Raw genomic sequence first — 22,567 nt, forward strand, 5'->3', positions numbered from 1 at the left:
GGGGCTTTTCACGTTGCTGCGGTATCATGTTAGGCATACAACGTAATGGAGCCTACATGAAACGGAATCTGCACCTGCTCGTCATCGATCCGCAGAACGATTTCTGCGATCTGCCGGACGCCTACCGGCCGCAGGATCCGGTCGCGCGCCAGTTGCTGGCGCCGTCGCTGCCGGTGCCCGGCGCCCACCAGGACATGCTGCGCCTGGCCGGCCTGATCAACCGCGGCCGCGCCGGCCTGACGGCGATCAGCGTCACGCTCGACTCGCACCACCGTTTCGACATCGCCCACCCGACCTTCTGGATCGCCGCCGACGGCGCGCCGGTGTCGCCGTTCACCGAAATCACCGCCGCCGACGTGCGCGCCAGGAAATACCTGCCGCGCCACCCGGCCGCCTTGCCGCTGGCGCTGAACTACCTCGACAAGCTGGAAGCGGCCGGCCGCTACCAACTGATGGTGTGGCCGGTGCACTGCGAAATCGGCACCTGGGGCAACAACGTCCACGCCGACGTGCGCGCCGCCTACAGCCACTGGGAGGAAGCGTCGCTGGGCATCGTCGCCAAGCTGGCCAAGGGCTCCAACCCGTGGACCGAGCACTATTCCGCCGTGATGGCCGAAGTGCCCGACGTCGACGACCCGGACACCCAGTTCAACTTCAAGTTCGTCGACAACCTGGCCGAGGCCGACCATATCTACATCGCCGGCGAGGCGGGCAGCCACTGCGTCAAGGCCACCGTCGAGCACATCGCCGACTATTTCGCCGAACACCACGGCGCCGCGTCGCTGGCCAGGCTGACGCTGATCACCGACTGCATCAGCCCGGTGACCGGCTTCGAACCGCAATACCACGCCTTCCTGCAAGCGATGCGGGCGCGCGGCGTGCGCCTGCTGCAGGCGGCCGACGTGCTGCCGGAGCTGATGGCCAACGCCAACCTGGCGCCGCAGCCGCAGCTGGAGAACGAATGAGTCAGCCCATCGTCCGCAGTCTGCTGGAAACCGATTTATACAAATTCACCATGTGGCAGGCGCTGCTGCATGGCCACCCGAACTCGCACACCGAGTATGAATTCGTCTGCCGCAACACCCCGGCCTATCCGCTGGCCGAGCTGTGCGAGGCGGTCGAGCGCGAGCTGGACCACCTGTGCTCGATGGGCTTCGCCGAGGACGAGCTGAACTACCTGCGCTCGCTGCGCTACATGAAGAGCGACTTCGTCGACTTCCTGACGGTGTTCCGCTTCCAGCGCAAGTTCATCGAGGTGCGCGCCGACGGCGACGCGCTGGTGATCCACGCCCGTGGCCCGCAGGTGCACGTGATGGGCTTCGAGATCTACGTGCTGTACATCGTCAACGAACTGTACTTCCGCCGCTTCGACCAGGCCGCCGCGCTGGCCGAGGGCCGCGCCCGCCTCAATGCCAAGCTGGCCGCGCTGCGCGCCTTCGGCGACGAACCGGCGCACCGCAACCCGTTCGAGTTTTCCGACTTCGGCACCCGCCGCCGCTTTTCCGGCGCCTGGCACGACGAGGTGGTGCAAAAGCTGGCGCGCGAAGTGCCGCAGTATTTCAAGGGCACCTCCAACGTCTACCAGGCGATGAAATTCAACCTGGTGCCGATCGGCACCATGGCGCACGAATACATGCAATCGTTCCAGGCCTTCGGCGTGCGGCTGCGCGACTTCCAGAAGGCGTCGCTGGAAGCCTGGGTGCAGGAATACCGGGGCGACCTCGGCGTCGCGCTGACCGACGTGGTCGGCATGGACGCCTTCCTCGACGACTTCGACCTGTACTTCGCCAAGCTGTTCGACGGCCTGCGCCACGACTCCGGCGATCCGGTGGTGTGGGGCGAAAAGGCGCTGGCGCACTACGCCGCGCTGCGCATCGACGCCAAGACCAAGCGGCTGGTGTTCTCCGACGGCCTCAACCTGGAAAGCGCCTTCGGCCTGTACCGCCATTTCGCCGACCGCATCATGACCGGCTTCGGCATCGGCACCCACCTGACCAACGACGTCGGCCTGACGCCGCTCAACATCGTCATGAAGCTGGTCTGCTGCAACGGCCAGTCGGTGGCCAAGTTGTCGGACTCGCCCGGCAAGACCGTCTGCAAGGACGAAACCTTCCTCGCCTACCTGCGCCAGGTGTTCCACCACCCGGCGGCCTGAGATGACTTATCTGTACCTGGCCAATTTCGGCCTGTATCTGATCGTCGGACTGGGCTTGCTGCGGGTGTGGCGGCGCCATCCGGGCCAGGCGTTCGCGCGCGACATGGGCTGGTCGACGCTGTTCGCCACGCTGCTGCCGGTCGGCTACCTGCTGCACACCGAGGCGCCGGCGCTGCTGGCCCGCCTCGGCCTGCCGCTGGTGGTGGCCGGCGCCGTGCCCAACCTGCTGTTCCTCAGTTCCGGCGTCGCCCGGCTGGCCGGACGGCGCCTGCCGCGCGTCGCGGCGGCGGCGATCGTGCTGGCCGCGCTGCTGGCGGTGGGGGCGTCGGCGAGCGGTAACACGTTCCTGTACTGGTCGCTGTTCAACATGACCATGCTGACCGGCGTCGGCCTGCTGGCGACCCGTTGGATGTGGCGCAACCCGTCGCTGGACCGGCTGGTCGGCCCGCTGCTGATCCTGCTGGGCCTGAGCCAGCTGCTGCTGACCGTGTTCGGTTCGCACGGCATGGCCGCCAGCCTGCTGGTCGGCACCTTGCTGCGATCGGCGATCGGCGCGGTGTTCGGGCTGTCGGCGCTGGACGGCGCGGTGCGCGACGCCGGCAAGCTGGCGGCGCGCTTCCAGATGCTGACCGAGCACTCGGTGCAGGGCGTGGCGGTCACCGACGGCGCCCGCATCCTGTACGCCAATCCGGCGCTGCGGCAGATCTACGGCATGCCGCTGGGCCTGGGCGCCTACACCGTGTTTGCCGACCTGCCGCCGGAAAGCTTCAGCGACGAAACCCTGCAACATCATCATCGGCTGCTGCAAAGCGGCCAGCAGGACATCGCCAGCTGGGAAGGACGGCGCGAAGTGGCCGGCGGACGCGAGCTGGAGCTGCGCTTCGAAGCCTGGCGGGTCGAATGGGACGGCGTCGCCGCCACCCAGATCCTGATCACCGACGACACCGAGCGCAACGCCAGCGCGCGCGAACTGCTGCACCAGGCGACGCACGACAAGCTGACCGGCCTGCCGAACCGCACGGTGCTGATGCAACGGCTGAAGGAATACTGCTTCCTGGCCGACGGCTCGCTGCAATGCACGCTGGTGGTGCTCAACATCGACCGCTTCAAGCTGTTCAACCAGAGCCAGGGCCATGTCACCGGCGACCATCTGCTGAAGGCGTTCGCGGCCAAGCTGAAGGACGTGCTGGGCGCGCGCGCCGAGCTGATCCGGCTGGGCGGCGACGAATTCGCCATCGTCGACCCGGACGCGGTCAACGCGCGCGACATCGCCGGCCGGCTGCAAAGCGTCTGCGTGCAGGCGCTCAAGGTGCCGGGCGGCGAATACTTCATCGACGCCTCGATGGGCATGGCGGTGTTCCCCGACCATGCCGGCAACGCCGAAGCGCTGCTGCGCGCCGCCAACGCCGCCATGTACCAGGCCAAGCGCACGCCGGGCACGGCGCTGGCGATGGCCGAGCAACGCTTCGAGCAGATGTCGAGCCTGTCGCTGGAAAACGAACAGGCGCTGCGCAAGGGCATCAAGCAACAGGAAATCTACCTCGACTACCAGCCCAAGATCGACGCCGTCAGCGGCCGGCTGCTGGGCTTCGAAGCGCTGGCGCGCTGGCAGCGGCCGGGCATCGGCCTGGTCAGCCCGGTGGAATTCATCGTCATCGCCGAACGCACCGGCCTGATCCAGGAACTGGGCGCCGTGTTGCTGGAACGCGCCTGCCGCCAGATCGCCGCCTGGCGCGCCGAGCTGGGCGACTGCGTGCCGGTGGCGGTCAACGTCTCGCCGCTGCAGCTGCTCAATCGCGGCTTCCCGCAGCTGGTGGAACGGATTCTGGCCGACAGCGGCGTGCCGGCGCGTTGCCTGACGCTGGAGATCACCGAAAGCGCGGCGGTCGATAATCTGGACGATACGCAAGCGCAGCTGCAGCGGCTGAGCGAGCTGGGCATCGAAGTCGCGATGGACGATTTCGGCACCGGTTTCTCGTCGCTGGGCATGCTGCGCCAGCTGCCGTTGCGCACCTTGAAGATCGACCGGGGATTGATCGAGCCCTTGCCGGCGCCGGACGCGGTGGCGGTGGTCACGGCGATCTGCCAGCTGGCCTCGGCCTTGAACTTGCAGGTGGTGGCCGAGGGCATCGAAACCGAAGCGCAGGCCAAGGCCGCGCGCGATGCCGGCTGCCAGGAACTGCAAGGATTCTTCTACGCGCGGCCGCTGACGGTGGCCGACGCCGGCGACTGGATGCGGCGGCTGCTGGCCGGCGAAGCGTCCGGCGGCCTGCGCGACGCCGAACCGGTGGCCGGTTAGGCGCCGCCCAAGCGCTCGGTCAGGCCGAGCTGGCGCCGAAGCCGCCCATGATGGAATCGGCCTTGTCCTGCTCGTCGTCGTCGTAGATGTCGACGGTCAGCATGGCGCCGCTGCGCTGGCGGGCTTGCGCCGCCGCCGCCGGGCCGCCGGGCGTCAGCGCGTCGAGCAGGTTGCCGACGGTGCTGGTCGCCACGCTGGGCGGCAGCGTCGTATGCTTGGTCAGCTTGACCGACGACGGCGGAAAGCCGCTGGACAGCAGGGCGCTGCGGGCGCTCTCGGCGTCCGTCACTTGTTCGAAATTACGATGGATGGTGCGGGTCATGATCGCCTCCTGTTAAAAACCGGCCACAACGGTCTCGAAATGCTCGACCTTGGGCGTTTGCGCGAAATGGCCGCCGACCAGGCCGCGCCAGAGCTGGAACGCCTCGCTGCCGCGGAAGTCCACGGTATGGTTCTCCAGCGTCGCCCAGCCGATCACCAGATGATAGGTATCCGGCGTCTCGATATCGCGGTCGAGCCGCATCGACTGGCAGCCGGTGGCGGCCTTGAACAGCGGCACGGCCTCGGCGACGCCGGCCTGGAACGCGGTATGGGAATCCGGCTTGATGTACAGCTCGGCGATTTCGTAAATCATGGGCATCCTTGGTGGCGGGTGATGCCCCTATTGTGCCTCAACTGGCCGGCGTGCGCAGGATGAAACGCATGGCCTGGCGCGCCAGCTCCGGCACGTCGGCGCCGCTGCCCGGCTTGTACCACTGCACGGTCCAGTTCAGCGCGCCGAAGATCAGCAGGCGGTCGAACTGCGACGGCATCGCCCAATCGCCCGAATGGTGCAGTGCGGCGATCGCGCGGTCCCACACCGCCTCGTAGCGGTCCTTCAGCGCCACCAGCCGCAGCCGCGACGACTCATCGAGCGAACGCCACTCGTACAGCAGCACCGCGATGAAATGGTGGTCGGGCGCCAGCAGGGTGTGCAGATGGGCCTCGACCAGGCGGTGCAGCATCTCGACCGGCGACAGCGGCTCGCTGGCGATGGCCTCGATCTCGGCCAGCGAGCGCAGCAGGCCCTGTTCCATGATCGCCTCGAGGATGTCCTGCTTGGTCTTGAAATGGTAGAACCAGCTGCCGGCCTGGATCCCGGCGGCGGCGGCGATGTCGCGCACGGTGGTGCTCTCGTAGCCTTTAACGCGGAACAACTGCGCCGACTTCTCGATCAATTCGGCGCGCAGTCCCCCGCTTTCCCCTTTGTGGGGCCGCCCGCGTTTCTTCGGGCTGGGGGCATCGTGGACGGCGGCGTCGGGCATGGCGTGGGCGGGCGCTGGGATGATGTAACTGTCATTTTAATGCAGTGGTAGCGCGATCAATCGAAATTCTGATGCGGATCCTCCCTTTTGGTATGGAAGTTGGACGGATTTGTGCTGCGTTGCAACAGAAAGCCGCCGGCGCGCACTTGAGACGGATCAAACGGAGGCGTAATCACAGGGCTAGCATGGGGAAGCACCGGGAGCCGAAGATGAACGATATGCCAACAGCCGCGCTTGACATCGGCAATTCCGCCGACGAGGATGAGGACATGGACACCACGATCGACACGCTACGACAGGACATGGGCGCCGGCTTCAGGGAGGTCAACGGCCGGATAGGCGAGCTGCACCGGGAAGTCACGGCCCGGATCGACGACTTGCGCAAAGAGACGGCGGACAACTTCAAGCTGGTGAATGCGCAGATTCATGAAGTGCGCAAGGAAAGCTCCGACAACTTCAAGCTGGTGAATGCCCAGATTCATGAAGTGCGTAAGGAAAGCTCCGACAACTTCAAGCTGGTGAATGCGCAGATCCATGAAGTGCGCGTGGCCAGCCTCGATAATTTCAAGCTGGTGAGCGTCCAGATTCAGGAAGCAAGGAAGGAGAGCGCCGACAACTTCAAGCTGGTGGATGCCAAGATCGTCGACAATTTCAAGCTTGTGGATGCCAAGATATCGGAGGCACGCAGAGAGAGCCTGGATAACTTCAGACTGATAGAGGCCAAGATCGCGGAGGCTCACACGAAGAGCTTTGATAACTTCAGGCTGATGGAGGCCAAGATCGAGGAGGCTCACACGAAGAGCTTTGACAACTTCAGGCTGATCGAGGCCAAGATCGATGACTCTCGGCGGGAAAGCGCCGCGCTGATTGCGCGTGCGGAGGATCACCTTAATGAACAGCGCCGGGAAATGAACGCGCACATCGAACTGCTCAGAAGCGAAAGCTATCACCGTATGGGCCGCAGCGACACGCAATTCCGTTGGACGATAGGGCTGGTGGTGGCCGCGATGATCGCCCTGGCGGGCTGGATCAGCAAAGTACAACTTCACTGAAGGAAAGTGGTGCCGGTATATTTCCCGACCGCCGGCGCCGGTAGTAGACGCCTGCGGGAGGCGCTAGTTTTTGGTTCTATGTGAGAACTGCAGCCATGATAACGGCCGAATATGACGGGCGTTTGACGTGGGTTCTGGGAAAGCTGCGGAGCGGGGCAAAGTGCTGTAGAATGACAAGTCTGTGGGGACGACCTGGTTTCGACGTGGGTTGCAAAGCAGAGCAGGGCATACCGAGGGCTGGTTACCTCGTAAATACACCCAGAAAAAACTTAACTGCAAACGATAACTCGTACGCACTGGCAGCTTAATTGCTGTTAGCTCCACAACACCTCGTCCCTGGGGTGGGCCGTTAAAAGCTGTGGAGTCATTTACAGGGACTCGCGCTGTGAGGGGTCACTTCAATCAGCGCTAAATCTAAGGTGAATCGCTAGTCCAAAACGTGCACGTCCGTGTTGTACTGGTTAAATTAAATGATAGTGCTAAGTATGTAGAACTGTCTGTGGAGTGCTTGCGGACGCGGGTTCGATTCCCGCCGTCTCCACCACTGGATTCAAAACAAAGGCCCCGACGCGAAAGCGCCGGGGCCTTTGTTTTGAATCCTATCTAGAGTACAAAGCGGCCAAGACCACGTCCCGCAAAACAGAAAAACACCAAAAACCCGAGTACAATCAAAAGCTTGCGATCCGGCCAAACCGGAAATAAAAGCGGCGAAATGTACCACGCTCCCCACCAATTCGAGCCGACTTCGCTGAGCGAACGGCAACGGGAGGAAGTTCTTCCTCTGGCGGAAAGTATTGCCCTTTGCTCCGTCAAACTCACCGCCGCCGCGCATGAAACGACGCGCGCCTCGCTTCGAGAACTGCTGCGGCAAATGAACTCGTTCTACAGCAACCGCATCGAAGGCCAGAGCACCCACCCTCGAAATATCGAGCGCGCCCTTCAGAGTGATTTCTCCCATCGACCATATGACGCACGACTACAGCGTATCGCCTTGGCGCACATCGGCGCTGAAAGAGAGATGGAGGCCAAGTCGCACGAAGGGCCGGCGCTGAAGTCCGCTTTTCTGATCGACGCTCACCGCGCGCTGTACGACCGGCTGACGCCGCAAGACCGCCTGTCCGATGACGGCGAAATCATCATCCCTGGACAGATCCGCACACGCGACGTCCAAGTCGCGCGGCATGTCGCGCCGATCGCCGCATCGTTACCAGCATTTCTTCAACGGCTAGACGAGGTCTACGGAAAAGCGCGCGGCTGGGATCGCATCCTGATCGACACCGCCTGCGCGCATCACCGCGTGGCGTGGGTTCATCCCTTCCTCGATGGGAACGGCAGGGCGGCGCGCCTGCAAACCCATTGCGCGCTATGGAAATTATCCGAAGGACTCTGGTCTCCAAGCAGGGGCTTCGCCAGGTCGACGCCCGCTTACTACGCAGCGCTGCACAACGCCGATGCTCCCCGTCAGGGCGACCTCGACGGCCGTGGCAACCTGAGCGCAGCAGGACTGCTCACATGGGTGAAATATTTTCTGGAGATGTGCAACGACCAAGTGTCGTTCATGTCGAAGATGCTGGCGTTGGACGCGATCAAACCGCGCATCGAAGCGCTGCTGGTCGTGCGCCACATGAAGCGGGAGGCAATCCTCCCGTTGGTGCATATTTTTGGCTTGGGCCCCGTCGGGCGGGGGGAGTTTTCCCAAATGACCGGTTTGGCGGAACGCAGCGCGCGCTCGTTGATGGCCACGCTGCTGGCGGACAGACTGCTCGTCAGCGATACGCCATATGGCCCGCTTCGATTCGGACTACCGCTGGACGCGTTGGGCTTGCTGTTCCCGAACCTGTACCCCGAAGCGGACCTGCCGCTCTAAGTATGCTGTCGTACAGATGAACGGCGCGCATGCGCGCATGATGCGTGTACTGGCCGTATCACCGGCCAATCCCCACCTCAAGGAAAATCCCCCATGCCGTTCCAACACGCAGTCGTCTGGCTTGACCAGACCGAAGCCCATGTCATCCATTTCACCCGCGACGATGCCGACACCGAAGTCATCAAAACCACCTCGCAGCATCAGAAAGCCGGCGTGGTCGGCAACAACCGCGCCGAGCCGGACTTCGGCTATATGGATGAAGTGATCGCCGCGATCACCGATGCCAAGCAGATCCTGGTGGTCGGCCCCGGCATGGAAAAGCTGGCCTTCATGCGCCACATGGCCAAGAGCCATGCCGAGACGGCGGACAAAGTGGTCAGCGTCGAGACCGTCGATCATCCGAACGACGGCCAGCTGCTGACCTATGCGCGCAAGTACTTCGTCAAGGCCGACCTGACGCATTAAGCCTTAGAAACCTGGCGCCGGCACTTCCGGGATCTGGTTGCGCAGGCTCAGGTTGATCAGGTTCCAACCCTTGATCACGGCGATGGCGTACCCCAGCTCCGCCGTTTCATTGTCGTTGAAATGCTTGCGCAATTCGACGTAGGCGGCGTCGGTGTCGTCCTTGTGCGGCAGCGCGTTGACCGCTTCGGCCCAGCCCAGCGCGGCGCGCTCGCGCTCGCTGAAGAACGGCGCTTCGCGCCAGCCGGCGATGGCGTTCAGGTGGCGCGGCTCGGCGCCTTGCTTGATCAGGTCGCGCCAATGCATGTCGACGCAGACGCCGCAGCCGTTGATCTGCGACACGCGCAGGTTGATCAGCTCAACCAGGCGCAAACCCAGCGAGCTTTTTTTGACCGACATCGACAGGCCGATCATGGCCTGCAGGTTGGCGGGAGCTTGTTCGAAGAAAGAAATACGGGCGGTATGGGTCATGATGCGTCCTTCTGTTCAGGTTTGATCGCGCACGATTGCGCTCTCCATACCTATAAGACGGGACGACCTCGCCGCGTGTGACAGCTCTTTCAAAAAAACTCAAAAAAAACTCAAAAAATTTTCAGACCGACGCCACCGGCGTGACCAGCACTTCGCCGTCGACGATGCGGCAATCGATGATGTGGCTGCGCGAGACCGGAACGTGCCTTGAGAACAGGTCGTCGTATTTGCCGGCGTCCTCCAGCCGCAGGTCGATGCGGAACTCGACCAGGTTGTTGGTGGCCTGCACCTCGCGCAGGCGCTGCTTGCGGATGTCCGCCTCCTTGTCGCTGCGGCCGTGCATCTCCGGCCCTTCGAAGTAGCGGATCAGCGCGCACTCGATGACATCGATGCGGTCCTTGAGCAGCATGTCGGTCGCCACCGGATTCTGGTTGACCTCCAGCTCGGCCGGATCGCCGTCGTCCGACATCACTTCGACGTTCATGCGCTGGATCAGCAGCAGCATGTCGTTGTCTTCGCTGTTGTTCTGGTGGATGCGCTGCACCGGCGTCAGGCGCGCGCGCGCCAGCCGGCCGAGCGGATCCTTGGTCTGGCCGACGTACTGCACCTTGCTCTGGAAGGTCAGGCTGTTCTCATACTGCTGCAGCACGTCGTGGATCGACAGCGCTTCGATCAGTCCGCCCCAGTTGAGCGTGATGAAGCGGTCGGTCAGCACCACGGTCGGCTTCTTCAGCGTGGCGGCGAATGGTACTTGTAGTTCAATGGTCAGGCTGTCGCGTTTTTCCTCGGTGCCCACCAGCAGCGGAATGGTCAGCTTCAGCGAGAAGAAGCCCCAGCTGGTGCTGCGCGCCGCGTCGAAGCGCACGCGCGGGCGGTTGACGACGAAATAGATCAGGCGCTTTTCGCTGGTCGCCTCCAGGTCGAACTGCATGCGGCGCAGATGCCGCCCGACCGGGTCGCGGATATCGGGAATCTCGGGGAAGCCGGCCACCAGGTCGTACCAGTGATACTTGGCGTCGGCGATGCTGACCACCCAGGTCTGCGGCGCGGCGGTTCGTTGCGGCATCAGCGGCAGCAGGTCGTCGAGCTCCTCCGGCGCCGGCGCCAGCAGGTCGTGGAAGGGTTCCGGCGCCTCGGCGAACAAGGCGCCGACGCCCAACTCCTCCGGCGAAGGATCCGGATAGTCCTCGTCGTCGCCGGCGGTCAGGTCGGGCTGTTCGGCGCTCATGCTGCGTGTTCCAAGTGGTTCATAGTGCTGTGCTGGAGTGATATCCCCTAGTATAGTCGTTCCCGCACTATATTTCCATGTGGCAACGGAGGGGAATGCCGTTTGATCACCCAATGTAACACTAGTTAGCTCTTGGATCCCTTCGGCGTCTCCGGTATCGGCATGGGCGCAACATGCGCCACGCCGTCGGCGATGAAGCAGCTCAGCAGATGACGCTTGCCCGCGCGCGCGAACTCGGAATTCAGGACGCTGTAGTTGGCCGCGTCGGCGAGCTCGTGGTCGATGCTGAACTGCACCAGGTGGTTGCTGTCCTTGACCTGGTTCAGCCGCGCGGCGCGCGCCGCGCTTTCCTCGACGCCGCGCACGCGCGGCGCGGCGCCTTCGAAATAACGGATCATCGCCGCCTCGATGACGTCCATGCGTTCGGCCAGCAGCGCGTCGGCCGCCAGCGGATGGGCGTTGTGCGGCAGCTCGGCCGGGTCGCCGTCGGCGCAGCTGACCACGATCTCCATGCGCTGCACCAGCAGCAGGGTGTCGTAGTCCAGACCGAATTTGGCGCGCAGCTTTTGCAGCGCCGGCAGCCGTCCCTTGGACAACAGCGCCTCCGGATCGCGGGTCTGGCCGACGTACACCACCTTGTTCGGGATGCGCAACTGGTGCGCGTAGTGCTGCAGCACGTCGTGGATCGACAAGGCCTCGACGAAGCCGCCCCAGTTGAGGGTGATAAAGTTTTCGGTCAGCGTCACCGCCGGTTTTTTCAGCGTCGCGGCGAACGGCACCGTCAGCTCGATGGTGAGGTGGTCCTTGGCCTGCTCGCCGCCGATCAGCAGCGGCAGCGTCAGCTTCAGCGAGAAAAAGCCCCACTGCACCGCGCCGGCCACGTCGAAGCGCACCCGGGGCCGGGTCACGGCGAAGAACAGATGGCGCTTTTCCGCCACCGCCTCCAGCTCGAACTGGGTGCGGCGCAGATAGCGGCCGATCGGATCGCGGATGTCGGGCTTGTCGATGAAGCCGGCCACCAGGTCGTACCAGTGGTATTTGGCGTCGGCGACGCGCACCATCCAGCTTTGCGGCGCGGCGGTGTGCTGCGGCCTGGCCTCGGGCGGCAGGGCGAGCGGATCGGAGTTCGGCTGCGGGGTTTGGGCAGCCTGCTCAGGAAGGTTCATGATGCTCCTGATGGAAAGTGAGGTGGTCGTCGGCTGCGCCTCCCGTTCCATCAGCGGTTTCTTGGCTAAATGGAACTAAGTATTTCTACGCAGAAATTAAAGACTATACCTACTCTGTCCATACGGCAACATATTTGTGCGGTGTGCGGCCTCAGGCCGCGATCGCCTGGGCGGATGAGACGTTTTGCAGCAACACCAATATTTCGGTCGGCGCCAGCAGCAGGTGGTCGGCCTGCCAGCTTTGCGGTTCGAGCGGGCCGCAATAGCCCCAGCCGGCGGCGATGGTCGGCATCGCCGCCGCCTTGCCGGCCTGGATGTCGCGCAGATCGTCGCCGACGTACCAGCATTGTTCCGGCGCCAGGCCCAGCCGGGCGGCCGCCTCCAGCAGCGGGGCGGGGTGCGGCTTGGGGTGGGCGGTGGTGTCGCCCGAGACCACGCAGGCGGCGTGGCCCAGGCCGATCTGCGGCAGCAGCGGATCGGTGAAGCGGGCCGGCTTGTTGGTCACCACGCCCCAGCGCAGACCGGCCGCTTCGATGCCGGCCAGCAGTTCGACCACGCCGGGGAACAGGCTGCTGTGCACCGCCATCGCGGCCGCGTAATTGTCGAGGAAGCCGTCGCGCAGCTCGGTGTAGCCGGCGTCGTCCGGCTTGACGCCGAACGAGGCGCCGATCATGCCGCGCGCGCCGGCCGAGGCGGTCGGGCGCAGGATGTCGTAGGCGGTCGGCTCCAGGCCGCGCGCGGTGCGCAGCAGGTTGACGGCGGCGGCCAGGTCGGGCGCGGTGTCGGCCAGCGTCCCGTCGAGGTCGAACAGGATGGCGCGCGGGGCGGAGGTCGGGATCATAAAAATATCGGAAATTAAAGCGGACGGCTGGTGGCCACCAGATAGTTGACGCTGGTGTCGTCGTTGAGCGAGTAGATCTTGGTCAGCGGGTTGTAGCCCATGCCCTTGAAGCCCTTGACGTCGAGCCCGGCGGTGCGCACGTATTGCGACAGCTCGGACGGCGTGATGAACTTGTCGTAATCGTGGGTGCCCTTGGGCAGCATGCGCAGCAGGTACTCGGCGCCGATGACGGCGAACAGGTAGGCCTTGGGATTGCGGTTCAGCGTCGAGAAGAACACGTGGCCGCCCGGCTTGACCAGCGTCGCGGCGGCGCGCACGATGGCGCCCGGGTCCGGCACGTGTTCCAGCATCTCCATGCAAGTGACGACGTCGAACTGGCCGGCCTCCTGGGCCGCCATCTCTTCGGCGGCGATCAGCTTGTAGCGCACCTGCACGCCGGATTCCAGCGAGTGCAGGTCGGCCACTTTCAGCGCCTTTTCCGACAGGTCGATGCCGGTCACCGTGGCGCCCTTGCGCGCCATCGATTCGGACAGGATGCCGCCGCCGCAGCCGATGTCGATCACGTTCTTGCCGGCCAGCGGCACGCGGGCGTTGATCCATTCCAGGCGCAGCGGATTGATTTCATGCAGCGGGCGGAACTCGGACGTCGGATCCCACCAGCGGTGGGCCAGTTCGGAGAATTTCTGTATTTCTAAAGGATCGGCGTTCATGGGCTGCAATGTTAGGGACGAATCCCGCTATTCTAAATCAGCGGACGTAAAAAAACCCCGCCGCAGCGGGGTTTCGTGTGGCTCAGCTTAAATTACTTGCTGGTGCCGACAACTTCGATTTCCACGCGACGGTTCTTGGCGCGGCCTTCGGCGGTCTTGTTGTCCGCAACCGGCTGTTTCTCGCCCTTGCCTTCGGTGTACACGCGGTTGGCTTCAACACCTTTGGAGATGATGTAGGCCTTGACCGCTTCAGCGCGGCGTACCGACAGCTTCTGGTTGTACTCGTCCGAACCAACGGAGTCGGTATGGCCGACGGCGATGATGACTTCCAGGTTGATCGAACCCAGTTTCGATGCCACGTCGTCCAGCTTGGCTTTGCCTTCAGGCTTCAGCACGGCTTTGTCGAAGTCGAAGAAGGCGTCGGCGGCGAAGCTGACTTTCTGCGCGGTCGGCACTGGCACTGGCACTGGGGCCGGTGCTGGCGCAGGAGCCGGCGCGACCGGCGGCGCTGGTGGCGGCGGCGGTGCTACGCACTTGCCGTTTTCCAGCTTCTCTGGCTCAACGCACAGTGGCAGATCGCAACCTGGCACGGCATCGGCCGGGGTCCAGTAACCGGTGCGCCAGCACAGGCCGAACGGGTCACGGGCGATGACGCCGCGTGCATCCTGAACGTAGGCGCTCTTAGGCGTCGCTGCTTTGATGTCCGTGGTGACTGGTGCGTATGGTGGCGCGGTCGGGGTCGTTTGTGCGATTGCCGAGGCGGCGAACAGTGCCGAAACAGCCAACATCGAAATAATTTTTTTCATATTTTTTTCCTTTCGGGGGTGATATCCGCAGAGAAACTGCGCGACGTGTAATACGTGGCCGGAATTCTACCACGCAGGGGCGTCGTGCTCATTTCCCGCTTGCGAAACAAGCAATTGACTTCTGGGCCATTTTGCCACAAGCAATCCTGACCGATAAAAAGGCGACAACATGGCGCCTTTTCGATTTCAACCAAAATGTTGTTTTGTTGCAACGTGATTGTCGATAATAAATGAGTAATGTGTCCAGAATATTACAAGGTGTTACATAGCGTTGTATCGTGCGCACCCCTTGCGGGCGCTGGGCGGGCGGCGGATTTGTGCTGGTTGCCCTGCGCCCATGCTAAAATCGCTAGCTTGCCTGTCCCCTGGGAGGGGCGGCGCAGGAATGCAGTACGTGCGGCATACATTGCTTAATAAACCACAGTCAAAGATCAGTCGACCCGCCAATGGATCAATTCGCAAAAGAAACAATTCCTATTTCCCTCGAAGAAGAGATGCGCAAGAGCTACCTCGATTACGCCATGAGCGTGATCGTGGGCCGCGCCTTGCCGGACGTGCGCGACGGCTTGAAGCCGGTGCACCGCCGGGTCCTGTTCGCGATGCACGAGATGAACAACGTGTGGAATCGTCCGTACGTGAAATGCGCCCGCGTGGTGGGCGAGACCATGGGTAAGTACCACCCGCACGGCGACGCGTCGATCTACGACACGCTGGTGCGCATGGCGCAGGACTTCTCGCTGCGCTACATGCTGGTCGACGGCCAGGGCAACTTCGGTTCGGTCGACGGCGACGGCGCCGCCGCGATGCGTTACACCGAGTGCCGCCTGGACAAGATCTCCGCCGAGCTGCTGGCCGATATCGACAAGGAAACCGTCGACTTCCAGCCCAACTACGACGGCAAGGAAAAAGAGCCGACGGTGCTGCCGACCCGCATCCCGAACCTGCTGATCAACGGCTCGTCCGGCATCGCTGTCGGCATGGCGACCAACATCCCGCCGCACAACCTGCACGAAGTGATCGCCGGCGCGCTGCACGTGCTGCGCAATCCGCAGTGCACGATCGACGAGCTGATCGAACTGATCCCGGCCCCGGACTTCCCGACCGGCGCCACCATCTACGGCGTCTCGGGCGTGCGCGACGGTTACCGCACCGGCCGTGGCCGCGTGGTGATGCGCGCCAAGACCCACTATGAAGAATACGGCAAGGACGGCGGCCGCACCGCCATCATCGTCGACGAGCTGCCGTACCAGGTCAACAAGAAATCGCTGCTGGAACGCATCGCCGAAAACGTGCGCGACAAGAAGCTCGAGGGCATTTCCGACATCCGCGACGAGTCCGACAAGTCGGGCATGCGCGTGGTCATCGAGCTGAAGCGCGGCGAAGTGCCGGAAGTGGTGCTGAACAACCTGTACAAGCAAACCCAGCTGCAAGACACCTTCGGCATGAACATGGTGGCGCTGGTCGACGGCCAGCCGCGCCTGTTGAACCTGAAGGAAATGCTGCAATGCTTCCTGTCGCACCGCCGCGAAGTGGTCACGCGCCGCACCGTGTTCGAGCTGCGCAAGGCGCGCGAGCGCGGCCACGTGCTGGAAGGCCTGGCCGTGGCGTTGGCCAACATCGACGACTTCATCGCCATCATCAAGGCGGCGCCGACGCCGCCGGTCGCTAAAACCGGCCTGATGGAACGGTCGTGGGATTCGTCGCTGGTGCGCGAGATGCTGGCCCGTACCGGCGACGGCACCACCGTCGGCGGCATCGACGCCTTCCGTCCCGAGCACCTGCCGAAGCACTACGGCATGCAGAGCGACGGCATGTACAAGCTGTCCGACGACCAGGCGCAAGAAATCCTTCAGATGCGTCTGCAACGCCTGACCGGCCTGGAACAGGACAAGATCGTCAACGAGTACAAAGACGTGATGGCCGAAATCGCCGACCTGCTGGACATCCTGGCCAAGCCGGAACGCGTGACCACCATCATCACCGACGAAATGACCTCGGTCGTGACCGAATTCGGCGATCCGGCCAAGGATCCGCGCCGCTCCAACATCGAGCACAACGCGACCGATCTGGGCACCGAAGACCTGATCACGCCGCAGGACATGGTGGTGACCCTGTCGCACACCGGCTATATGAAGGCGCAGCCGATTTCCGAATACCGCGCGCAGAAGCGCGGCGGCCGCGGCAAGCAGGCGATGGCGACCAAAGAGGAAGACTGGATCGACCAGCTGTTCATCGCCAACACCCACGACTACATCCTGTGCTTCTCCAACCGTGGCCGCATGTACTGGCTGAAGGTGTGGGAAGTGCCGCAAGGCTCGCGCAACTCGCGCGGCAAGCCGATCGTCAACATGTTCCCGTTGCAGGACAACGAGAAGATCACCGTGATCCTGCCGCTGTCGGGCGAGAACCGGACCTTCCCGGAAGACCACTACGTCTTCATGTCGACCAGCCTGGGCACCGTGAAGAAGACGCCGCTGAAGGACTTCAGCAATCCACGCAAGGCCGGCATCATCGCGGTCGACCTGGACGAGGGCGACTTCCTGATCGGCGCCGCGCTGACCGACGGCGAACACGATGTGATGCTGTTCTCCGACGCCGGCAAGGCGGTGCGCTTCGACGAGAACGACGTGCGTCCGATGGGCCGCAACGCCCGTGGCGTGCGCGGCATGAACCTGGACGAAGGCCAGCGCGTGATCGCGCTGCTGGTGGCGGAAAACGAGCAGCAGTCGGTGCTGACGGCGACCGAGAACGGCTTCGGCAAGCGTACCCCGATCACCGAGTACACCCGTCACGGCCGTGGCACCAAGGGCATGATCGCGATCCAGACCTCCGAGCGTAACGGTCGCGTGGTGGCGGCGACGCTGGTCGAGCCGACCGACGAGATCATGCTGATCACCACCGGCGGCGTCTTGATCCGCACCCGCGTGTCCGAGATCCGCGAGATGGGCCGCGCCACCCAAGGCGTGACGCTGATCGCGGTCGAAGACGGCACCAAGCTGTCCGGCCTGCAGCGCGTGGTGGAAACCGACATCGACGAAGTCGAGCTGGAACCGGGCCCGGATGCCACGCCGGGCGCGGCGGCCGAACCAGCCGCTGAGTAAAGCCGGGGACGCGAGTCCACCGCCAGCGGGGCCAGCTTCTATTGCGCGATTGATGCGACAATAAGACTGGCCCCGTATTCATTTTGAAAGCAGACATGAAAAAAATCATTGCAAGCATCTTCGCCTCGGTGGTCCTGGCCGGCGCCGCGCCGGTGTTCGCGCAGAGCGCCCCGGTTGCCTCCGCCGCCGCGCCGGCCGCCGATCCGGCCGCGCTGGCCGCCGCGCGCGAGATGTTCGACGCCATGAACTACAGCACCCTGTTGAGCGGCATGATGCGCCAGATGGGGCAGGGCATCGGCTCGTCGATGCGCGCCGGCGCCGAAGCCGCGATCAACAACAACGCCAAGATGAGCGCCGAGCAGAAAAAGCAGGCGCTGGCGAAGATGGAAACCGAACTGCCGGCCGCGATCAACGCCCTGCAGGGATTGATGAACGACCAGACCGTGGTCGACGAGATCCTGAGCGAAACCGTGCCGCTGTACGCGCGCACCTACACCGCCGATGAACTGAAGCAGATCACCGCGTTCTACCGCACCCCGGTCGGCGCCAAGATGCTGGCGACCACGCCGCAGCTGATGCAGGCGGGCATGCAGATCGGCCAGCAGGTATTCGTGCGCCGCGTCGGCCCGCTGATGGAAAAGCTGCAGGCGCAGCAAACCAAGAAACCGTAACAACTGATAAGGACCGCATAGTGACCCACATCTACAACTTCTCGGCCGGCCCCGCCATACTGCCGAAGGAAGTGCTGGCGCAAGCCGCTGCCGAAATGCTGGACTGGCATGGCAGCGGCATGTCCGTCATGGAGATGAGCCACCGCGGGCCGGAGTTTATGTCGATTTACAAGGCGGCCGAGCGCGATCTGCGCGAGCTGCTGGCAGTGCCGGACAATTACAAGATCTTGTTCATGCAGGGCGGCGGACTGTCGCAGAACGCCCTGATCCCGCTGAACCTCGTCGGCCACAAGCCGCAGCCAGCGACCATCGATTTTATCCATACCGGCTCGTGGTCGGGCAAATCCATCAAGGAAGCCGCCAAGTACGCCAACGTCAACGTCGCCGCGTCGTCGATGACGTCGGTGCCGCCGCAATCGGAGTGGAAGCTCACGCCGGGCGCCGCCTATCTGCACATGTGCACCAACGAGACCATCGACGGCGTCGAATATGATTTCGACGCCGGCGTGCCGGCGGCCGTCGACGGCGTGCAGCTGGTGGCCGACATGTCGTCGCACATTCTGTCGCGCCGCGTCGACGTGTCGAAGTACGGCGTCATCTTCGCCGGCGCGCAGAAGAACATCGGCCCGGCCGGCGTCACCATCGTCATCGTGCGCGAGGATTTGCTGGGCAAGGCGCTGCCGGCCTGCCCGTCGGCGTTCGACTTCAAGCTGGTGGCCGACAACGAATCGATGTACAACACGCCGCCGACCTACGGCATCTACATCGCCGGCCTGGTGTTCCAGTGGCTGAAGCGGCAGGGCGGCGTGGCCGAGATGGAAAAGCGCGCCATCGCCAAGGCCGAGCTGCTGTACGCCGCGCTGGACGCCAGCGATTTTTATGAGACCCGCGTCGCGAAGCAAAGCCGCTCGCGCATGAACGTACCCTTCTACCTGAAGGACGAGAGCGGGAACGAAGCATTCCTGGCCGGCGCCAAAGCGCGCGGGCTGCTGCAACTGAAGGGCCACAAGTCCGTCGGCGGTATGCGCGCATCGATCTACAACGCGATGCCTATCGAGGGCGTGCAAGCGCTCGTAGACTACTTGAACGAATTCGCCGGCCGCCGTCATTCCCGCGAAAGCGGGAATCCATAGAACGCGTGGAATGACGCTCAGCATGGATTCCCGCCTGCGCGGGAATGACGGAGCGGCAGCCGACTGAAAAGATAAACGCCAACATGACAGACAAACTTATACCCCTGCGCGAGCAGATCGACGCCATCGATGCGCAGATCCTCGACCTGTTGAACCAGCGCGCCGCCGTGGCGCAGAAGGTGGGCCATATCAAGGCCGAGACCAACGCTCCGGTGTTCCGCCCCGAACGCGAAGCGCAGGTGCTGCGCGGTGTGGCCGAGCGCAATCCGGGCCCGATGGGCAACACCGAGCTGCAAACCATCTGGCGCGAAATCATGTCCGCCTGCCGCTCGCTGGAAAAGCGCGTCACCATCGCCTTCCTCGGCCCGGCCGGCACCTACAGCGAACAGGCGGTGTACCAGCAGTTCGGCACCGCCGTCGACGTGCTGCCTTGCGCCTCGATCGATGAAGTGTTCCGCGCCACCGAGGCCGGCACCGCCGAATTCGGCGTGGTGCCGGTCGAGAATTCGACCGAGGGCGCCATCGGCCGCACGCTGGACCTGCTGCTGCACACGCCGCTGACCATCAGCGGCGAGGTGTCGATCGCGGTGCGTCACAGCCTGCTGACCGGCACCGGCAATATGGACGGCATCACCGCCATCTGCGCCCACGCGCAGGCGCTGGCGCAGTGCCAGATCTGGTTGAACAATAATTATCCGGAGATCGAGCGCCGCGCCGTATCGTCCAACGCCGAAGCGGCGCGCATGGCGCGCGACGATCACGGCATCGCCGCCATCGCCGGCGAGCGTGCCGGCGTGCGCTACAGCCTGGGCACGGTCAAGGCCAACATCCAGGACGATCCGCACAACCGCACCCGCTTCGCGGTGATTGGCCATCTGCAACCCGGCCCGTCGGGCGAGGACCGCACTTCGCTGGCGCTGGCCGCGCCGCACAAGGCCGGCTCGATCTACCGCCTGCTTGGTTCGCTGGCGCAGCACAACGTCTCGATGACGCGCTTCGAATCGCGTCCGGCCCGCACCGGCACGTGGGAGTACTACTTCTACGTCGACGTCGAAGGCCATATCGAGAACGAGGCCGTGGCCAAGGCGCTGGATGAATTGCAGGGCAACGCCGCGTTCTTCAAGGTGCTGGGATCGTATCCCGTCAGCCTGACCTGAAACCAGAATAGAGAGAGACCATGACCAAGAACTACGGGCCGGAATACGTCCGCGCCATCGCCCCATATCAAGCCGGCAAACCGATCGCGGAAGTCGCGCGCGAGTTCGGCCTGGACGAATCGTCCATCGTCAAGCTGGCGTCGAACGAGAATCCGTTCGGCGTGCCGGAATCCGCCAGGCAGGCCATGGCGGCCGCCGTCGCGGAGCTGGGCCGCTACCCGGACGCCAACGGCTTCGATCTGAAAGGCGCGCTGTCGAAGCGCTACGATGTGCCGGCGGAGTGGATCACGCTGGGCAATGGCTCCAACGATATCCTGGAGATCGCGGCGCATGCGTTTGTCGAACGCGGCCAGTCGGTGGTGTATGCGCAGTATTCGTTCGCGGTGTATGCGCTGGCGACGCAGGGTGTCGGCGCGCGCCACATCGTGGTGCCGGCCAAGGATCACGGCCACGACCTGCCGGCGATGCTGGCGGCGATCGAGGAGGATACGCGGCTGGTGTTCATCGCCAATCCGAACAACCCGACCGGCACTTTCATTCCGGCCGCCGAGATCCAGGCTTTCCTGGACCAGGTGCCGGCCAATGTCGTCGTGGTGCTGGACGAGGCTTACAACGAGTTCCTGGCGGAAGAGAACCAGTTCGAATCGGCGGCCTGGGTCAAGAAGTATCCTAACTTGCTGGTGTCGCGCACCTTCTCCAAGGCTTATGGCCTGGCGGGCTTGCGCGTGGGCTTCGGCATCGGCCAGCCGGCGTTGACGGATCTGATGAACCGGATTCGCCAGCCGTTCAATGTCAATTCGCTGGCGCAGGCTGCGGCCATCGCGGCGCTGAACGACAAGGAATTCCTGGCGCGCAGCGCGGCCAACAACGCCGCCGGCTATCGCCAGTTCACCGAGGCGTTCGAGCAGCTGGGGTTGGAGTATGTGCCGTCGTATGGCAACTTCGTGCTGGTCAAGGTCGGCAGCGATGCCGGCGCCGGCGCGCGCGTGAATTTGTCGTTGTTGAAGCAGGGCGTGATCGTGCGGCCGGTCGGCAACTACGGCCTGCCGGAGTGGCTGCGCGTTTCCATCGGCCTGCCGCAGGAAAACGCGGTGCTGATCTCGGCGCTGACGAAAGCATTGGCGGAATAATGTTGAACAAGGTCGTTATCTTCGGTGTGGGCCTGATCGGCGGCTCGTTCGCGCTGGCGCTGAAGAAGGCCGGCGCGGTGGGCAGCATCGTCGGCATGGACCGTTCGCCGGCCTACCTGGCGCGGGCGCTGGAGCGGGGCATCATCGACGTGATCGGCGGCACCCGCGCGGCCGCGTCGCCGGCGGGCGCCGATCTTGCGGCTGGCGCGGCTGCGGCCAGCGATGCGATGGCGGAAGCGCTGCATGGCGCCGATCTGGTGCTGCTGGCCGCGCCGGTGGCGCAGACCGAGGCGATCCTGTCGGCGATCGCGCCGCATTTGCAGGCGGGCACCGTGGTCACCGATGCGGGCAGCACCAAGTCCGACGTGGTGGTGGCGGCGCGCCGCGCGCTGGGCGGCAAGATCGCGCAGTTCGTGCCGGGCCATCCAATCGCCGGCCGCGAGACCAACGGTCCCGACGCCGCCATCGACCATCTGTACGCCGGCAAGAAGTGCGTGCTGACGGCGCTGGACGAGAACGCGGCTGAGGATATCGACCGGGTCGCGGCCGCGTGGCGCGCCTGCGGTGCGATCATTCATCGTTTGACGCCGCAGGAGCATGACAAGGTGTTCGCCGCCGTGAGCCATCTGCCGCATCTGCTGGCATATGCGCTGGTGGACGACATCGCGAACAAGCCGCATGCGGATTTGCTGTTCCAGTATGCGGCCAGTGGCTTCCGCGATTTCACAAGGATCGCCGGATCGTCGCCCGAAATGTGGCGCGACATTAGCCTGGCCAACCAGTCGGCGTTATTGACGGAGCTGGATGCGTATCTGGCACAATTGACGGGCCTGAGGGCGCGTCTCGCCGCCGGCGACGGGGCAGGGCTGGAGCGCGTGTACAGCAACGCCCAGAGCGCCCGCCACCAGTGGATCACAGCGATAGAGGCGGCCGAGGCGCCGCCGTCGCACGAATAACCGCGCACGCCGATTGAGCTGCGCCGCCAAACCCGGACGGTCAGGGTCAGACCCCGTA

21 protein-coding genes and 1 other RNA gene are annotated in these 22,567 nt (G+C 64.0%); 13 read left to right on the forward strand and 9 right to left on the reverse strand.

Annotation, left to right across the window (positions count from 1 at the left end; genetic code table 11):
* The first annotated feature begins 56 nt into the window (after positions 1-56).
* The 3 genes from GW587_RS26270 to GW587_RS26280 are packed head-to-tail and all read left to right on the forward strand — an operon-like array spanning position 57 to position 4,454.
* Positions 57-965 carry a cysteine hydrolase family protein gene (locus tag GW587_RS26270; RefSeq protein WP_166107862.1) on the forward strand — a complete coding sequence of 303 codons (909 nt, stop codon included), beginning with the start codon at positions 57-59 and terminating at the stop codon, positions 963-965.
* Complete coding sequence (gene pncB, locus GW587_RS26275) at positions 962-2,155, forward strand: nicotinate phosphoribosyltransferase (protein ID WP_166107863.1); 1,194 nt, start codon at positions 962-964, stop codon at positions 2,153-2,155. Before GW587_RS26270 ends, pncB begins: the two co-directional genes overlap by 4 nt.
* A 1-nt stretch (position 2,156) precedes the next feature.
* Positions 2,157-4,454, forward strand: coding sequence for a putative bifunctional diguanylate cyclase/phosphodiesterase (locus tag GW587_RS26280; RefSeq protein WP_166107864.1), 2,298 nt, complete (start codon positions 2,157-2,159; stop codon positions 4,452-4,454).
* Between the two features lie 19 nt (positions 4,455-4,473).
* Here the strand turns inward: GW587_RS26280 and GW587_RS26285 are convergent, their stop codons facing one another.
* The 3 genes from GW587_RS26285 to GW587_RS26295 are packed head-to-tail and all read right to left on the reverse strand — an operon-like array spanning position 4,474 to position 5,758.
* Positions 4,474-4,776 carry a hypothetical protein gene (locus GW587_RS26285; protein WP_166107865.1) on the reverse strand — a complete coding sequence of 101 codons (303 nt, stop codon included), beginning with the start codon at positions 4,774-4,776 and terminating at the stop codon, positions 4,474-4,476.
* A 12-nt stretch (positions 4,777-4,788) separates the two neighbouring features.
* Positions 4,789-5,088, reverse strand: coding sequence for an antibiotic biosynthesis monooxygenase family protein (locus tag GW587_RS26290; RefSeq protein ID WP_166107866.1), 300 nt, complete (start codon positions 5,086-5,088; stop codon positions 4,789-4,791).
* 37 nt (positions 5,089-5,125) lie between these two features.
* The gene (locus GW587_RS26295) at positions 5,126-5,758 is read right to left on the reverse strand and encodes a TetR/AcrR family transcriptional regulator (protein WP_166107867.1); all 633 of its coding nucleotides are present in this window, start codon (positions 5,756-5,758) and stop codon (positions 5,126-5,128) included.
* 209 nt (positions 5,759-5,967) lie between these two features.
* On the opposite strand from GW587_RS26295, the gene GW587_RS26300 reads away from it, so the two are divergent.
* The 4 genes from GW587_RS26300 (at position 5,968) to GW587_RS26315 (ending at position 9,142) form a co-directional block, all read left to right on the forward strand.
* Positions 5,968-6,810 carry a hypothetical protein gene (locus GW587_RS26300; RefSeq protein ID WP_166107868.1) on the forward strand — a complete coding sequence of 281 codons (843 nt, stop codon included), beginning with the start codon at positions 5,968-5,970 and terminating at the stop codon, positions 6,808-6,810.
* A 183-nt stretch (positions 6,811-6,993) separates the two neighbouring features.
* Positions 6,994-7,354, forward strand: a transfer-messenger RNA (tmRNA) gene (gene ssrA / locus GW587_RS26305).
* Between the two features lie 168 nt (positions 7,355-7,522).
* Complete coding sequence (locus tag GW587_RS26310) at positions 7,523-8,677, forward strand: Fic family protein (protein ID WP_166107869.1); 1,155 nt, start codon at positions 7,523-7,525, stop codon at positions 8,675-8,677.
* Positions 8,678-8,770: 93 nt separating this feature from the next.
* Positions 8,771-9,142, forward strand: coding sequence for a translational machinery protein (locus tag GW587_RS26315; protein ID WP_166107870.1), 372 nt, complete (start codon positions 8,771-8,773; stop codon positions 9,140-9,142).
* A gap of 3 nt (positions 9,143-9,145) precedes the next feature.
* Here the strand turns inward: GW587_RS26315 and GW587_RS26320 are convergent, their stop codons facing one another.
* From GW587_RS26320 to ompA, 6 genes are all read right to left on the reverse strand, one after another.
* The gene (locus GW587_RS26320) at positions 9,146-9,610 is read right to left on the reverse strand and encodes a carboxymuconolactone decarboxylase family protein (RefSeq protein WP_166107871.1); all 465 of its coding nucleotides are present in this window, start codon (positions 9,608-9,610) and stop codon (positions 9,146-9,148) included.
* Between the two features lie 121 nt (positions 9,611-9,731).
* Positions 9,732-10,838, reverse strand: a complete 1,107-nt coding sequence (locus GW587_RS26325; RefSeq protein ID WP_166107872.1) for a hypothetical protein — start codon at positions 10,836-10,838, stop codon at positions 9,732-9,734.
* Between the two features lie 125 nt (positions 10,839-10,963).
* A complete protein-coding gene (locus tag GW587_RS26330; RefSeq protein ID WP_166107873.1) occupies positions 10,964-12,004 on the reverse strand; it encodes a hypothetical protein in 1,041 nt (346 codons plus the stop codon).
* 151 nt (positions 12,005-12,155) lie between these two features.
* Positions 12,156-12,845 (reverse strand): HAD family hydrolase, encoded by a 690-nt coding sequence (locus GW587_RS26335; protein WP_166107874.1) that lies wholly within the window; start codon positions 12,843-12,845, stop codon positions 12,156-12,158.
* Positions 12,846-12,859: 14 nt separating this feature from the next.
* Positions 12,860-13,555 (reverse strand): bifunctional 2-polyprenyl-6-hydroxyphenol methylase/3-demethylubiquinol 3-O-methyltransferase UbiG, encoded by a 696-nt coding sequence (gene ubiG / locus GW587_RS26340; RefSeq protein ID WP_166107875.1) that lies wholly within the window; start codon positions 13,553-13,555, stop codon positions 12,860-12,862.
* Positions 13,556-13,647: 92 nt separating this feature from the next.
* Entirely contained in the window at positions 13,648-14,361 is a 714-nt protein-coding gene (gene ompA, locus GW587_RS26345) for an outer membrane protein OmpA (RefSeq protein ID WP_166107876.1), read from the reverse strand.
* Between the two features lie 446 nt (positions 14,362-14,807).
* Here ompA and gyrA point away from each other — a divergent pair, with 446 nt between their 5' ends.
* The 6 genes from gyrA (at position 14,808) to GW587_RS26375 (ending at position 22,509) form a co-directional block, all read left to right on the forward strand.
* A complete protein-coding gene (gene gyrA, locus GW587_RS26350) occupies positions 14,808-17,462 on the forward strand; it encodes a DNA gyrase subunit A (RefSeq protein ID WP_166107877.1) in 2,655 nt (884 codons plus the stop codon).
* Between the two features lie 95 nt (positions 17,463-17,557).
* Positions 17,558-18,133: a DUF2059 domain-containing protein gene (locus GW587_RS26355; RefSeq protein WP_166107878.1), complete on the forward strand. Its 576-nt coding sequence runs from the start codon at positions 17,558-17,560 to the stop codon at positions 18,131-18,133.
* 20 nt (positions 18,134-18,153) lie between these two features.
* A complete protein-coding gene (gene serC / locus GW587_RS26360) occupies positions 18,154-19,266 on the forward strand; it encodes a 3-phosphoserine/phosphohydroxythreonine transaminase (protein ID WP_166107879.1) in 1,113 nt (370 codons plus the stop codon).
* An 83-nt stretch (positions 19,267-19,349) separates the two neighbouring features.
* Complete coding sequence (gene pheA / locus GW587_RS26365; RefSeq protein ID WP_166107880.1) at positions 19,350-20,423, forward strand: prephenate dehydratase; 1,074 nt, start codon at positions 19,350-19,352, stop codon at positions 20,421-20,423.
* Positions 20,424-20,443: 20 nt separating this feature from the next.
* Positions 20,444-21,553 carry a histidinol-phosphate transaminase gene (gene hisC / locus GW587_RS26370; protein WP_166107881.1) on the forward strand — a complete coding sequence of 370 codons (1,110 nt, stop codon included), beginning with the start codon at positions 20,444-20,446 and terminating at the stop codon, positions 21,551-21,553.
* A complete protein-coding gene (locus GW587_RS26375; protein WP_207393653.1) occupies positions 21,553-22,509 on the forward strand; it encodes a prephenate dehydrogenase in 957 nt (318 codons plus the stop codon). Before hisC ends, GW587_RS26375 begins: the two co-directional genes overlap by 1 nt.
* The last annotated feature ends 58 nt before the right edge of the window (positions 22,510-22,567 follow it).

This window comes from Duganella aceris, from assembly GCF_011090165.1.
GTDB classification, from domain to species: Bacteria; Pseudomonadota; Gammaproteobacteria; order Burkholderiales; family Burkholderiaceae_D; genus Rugamonas; species Rugamonas aceris.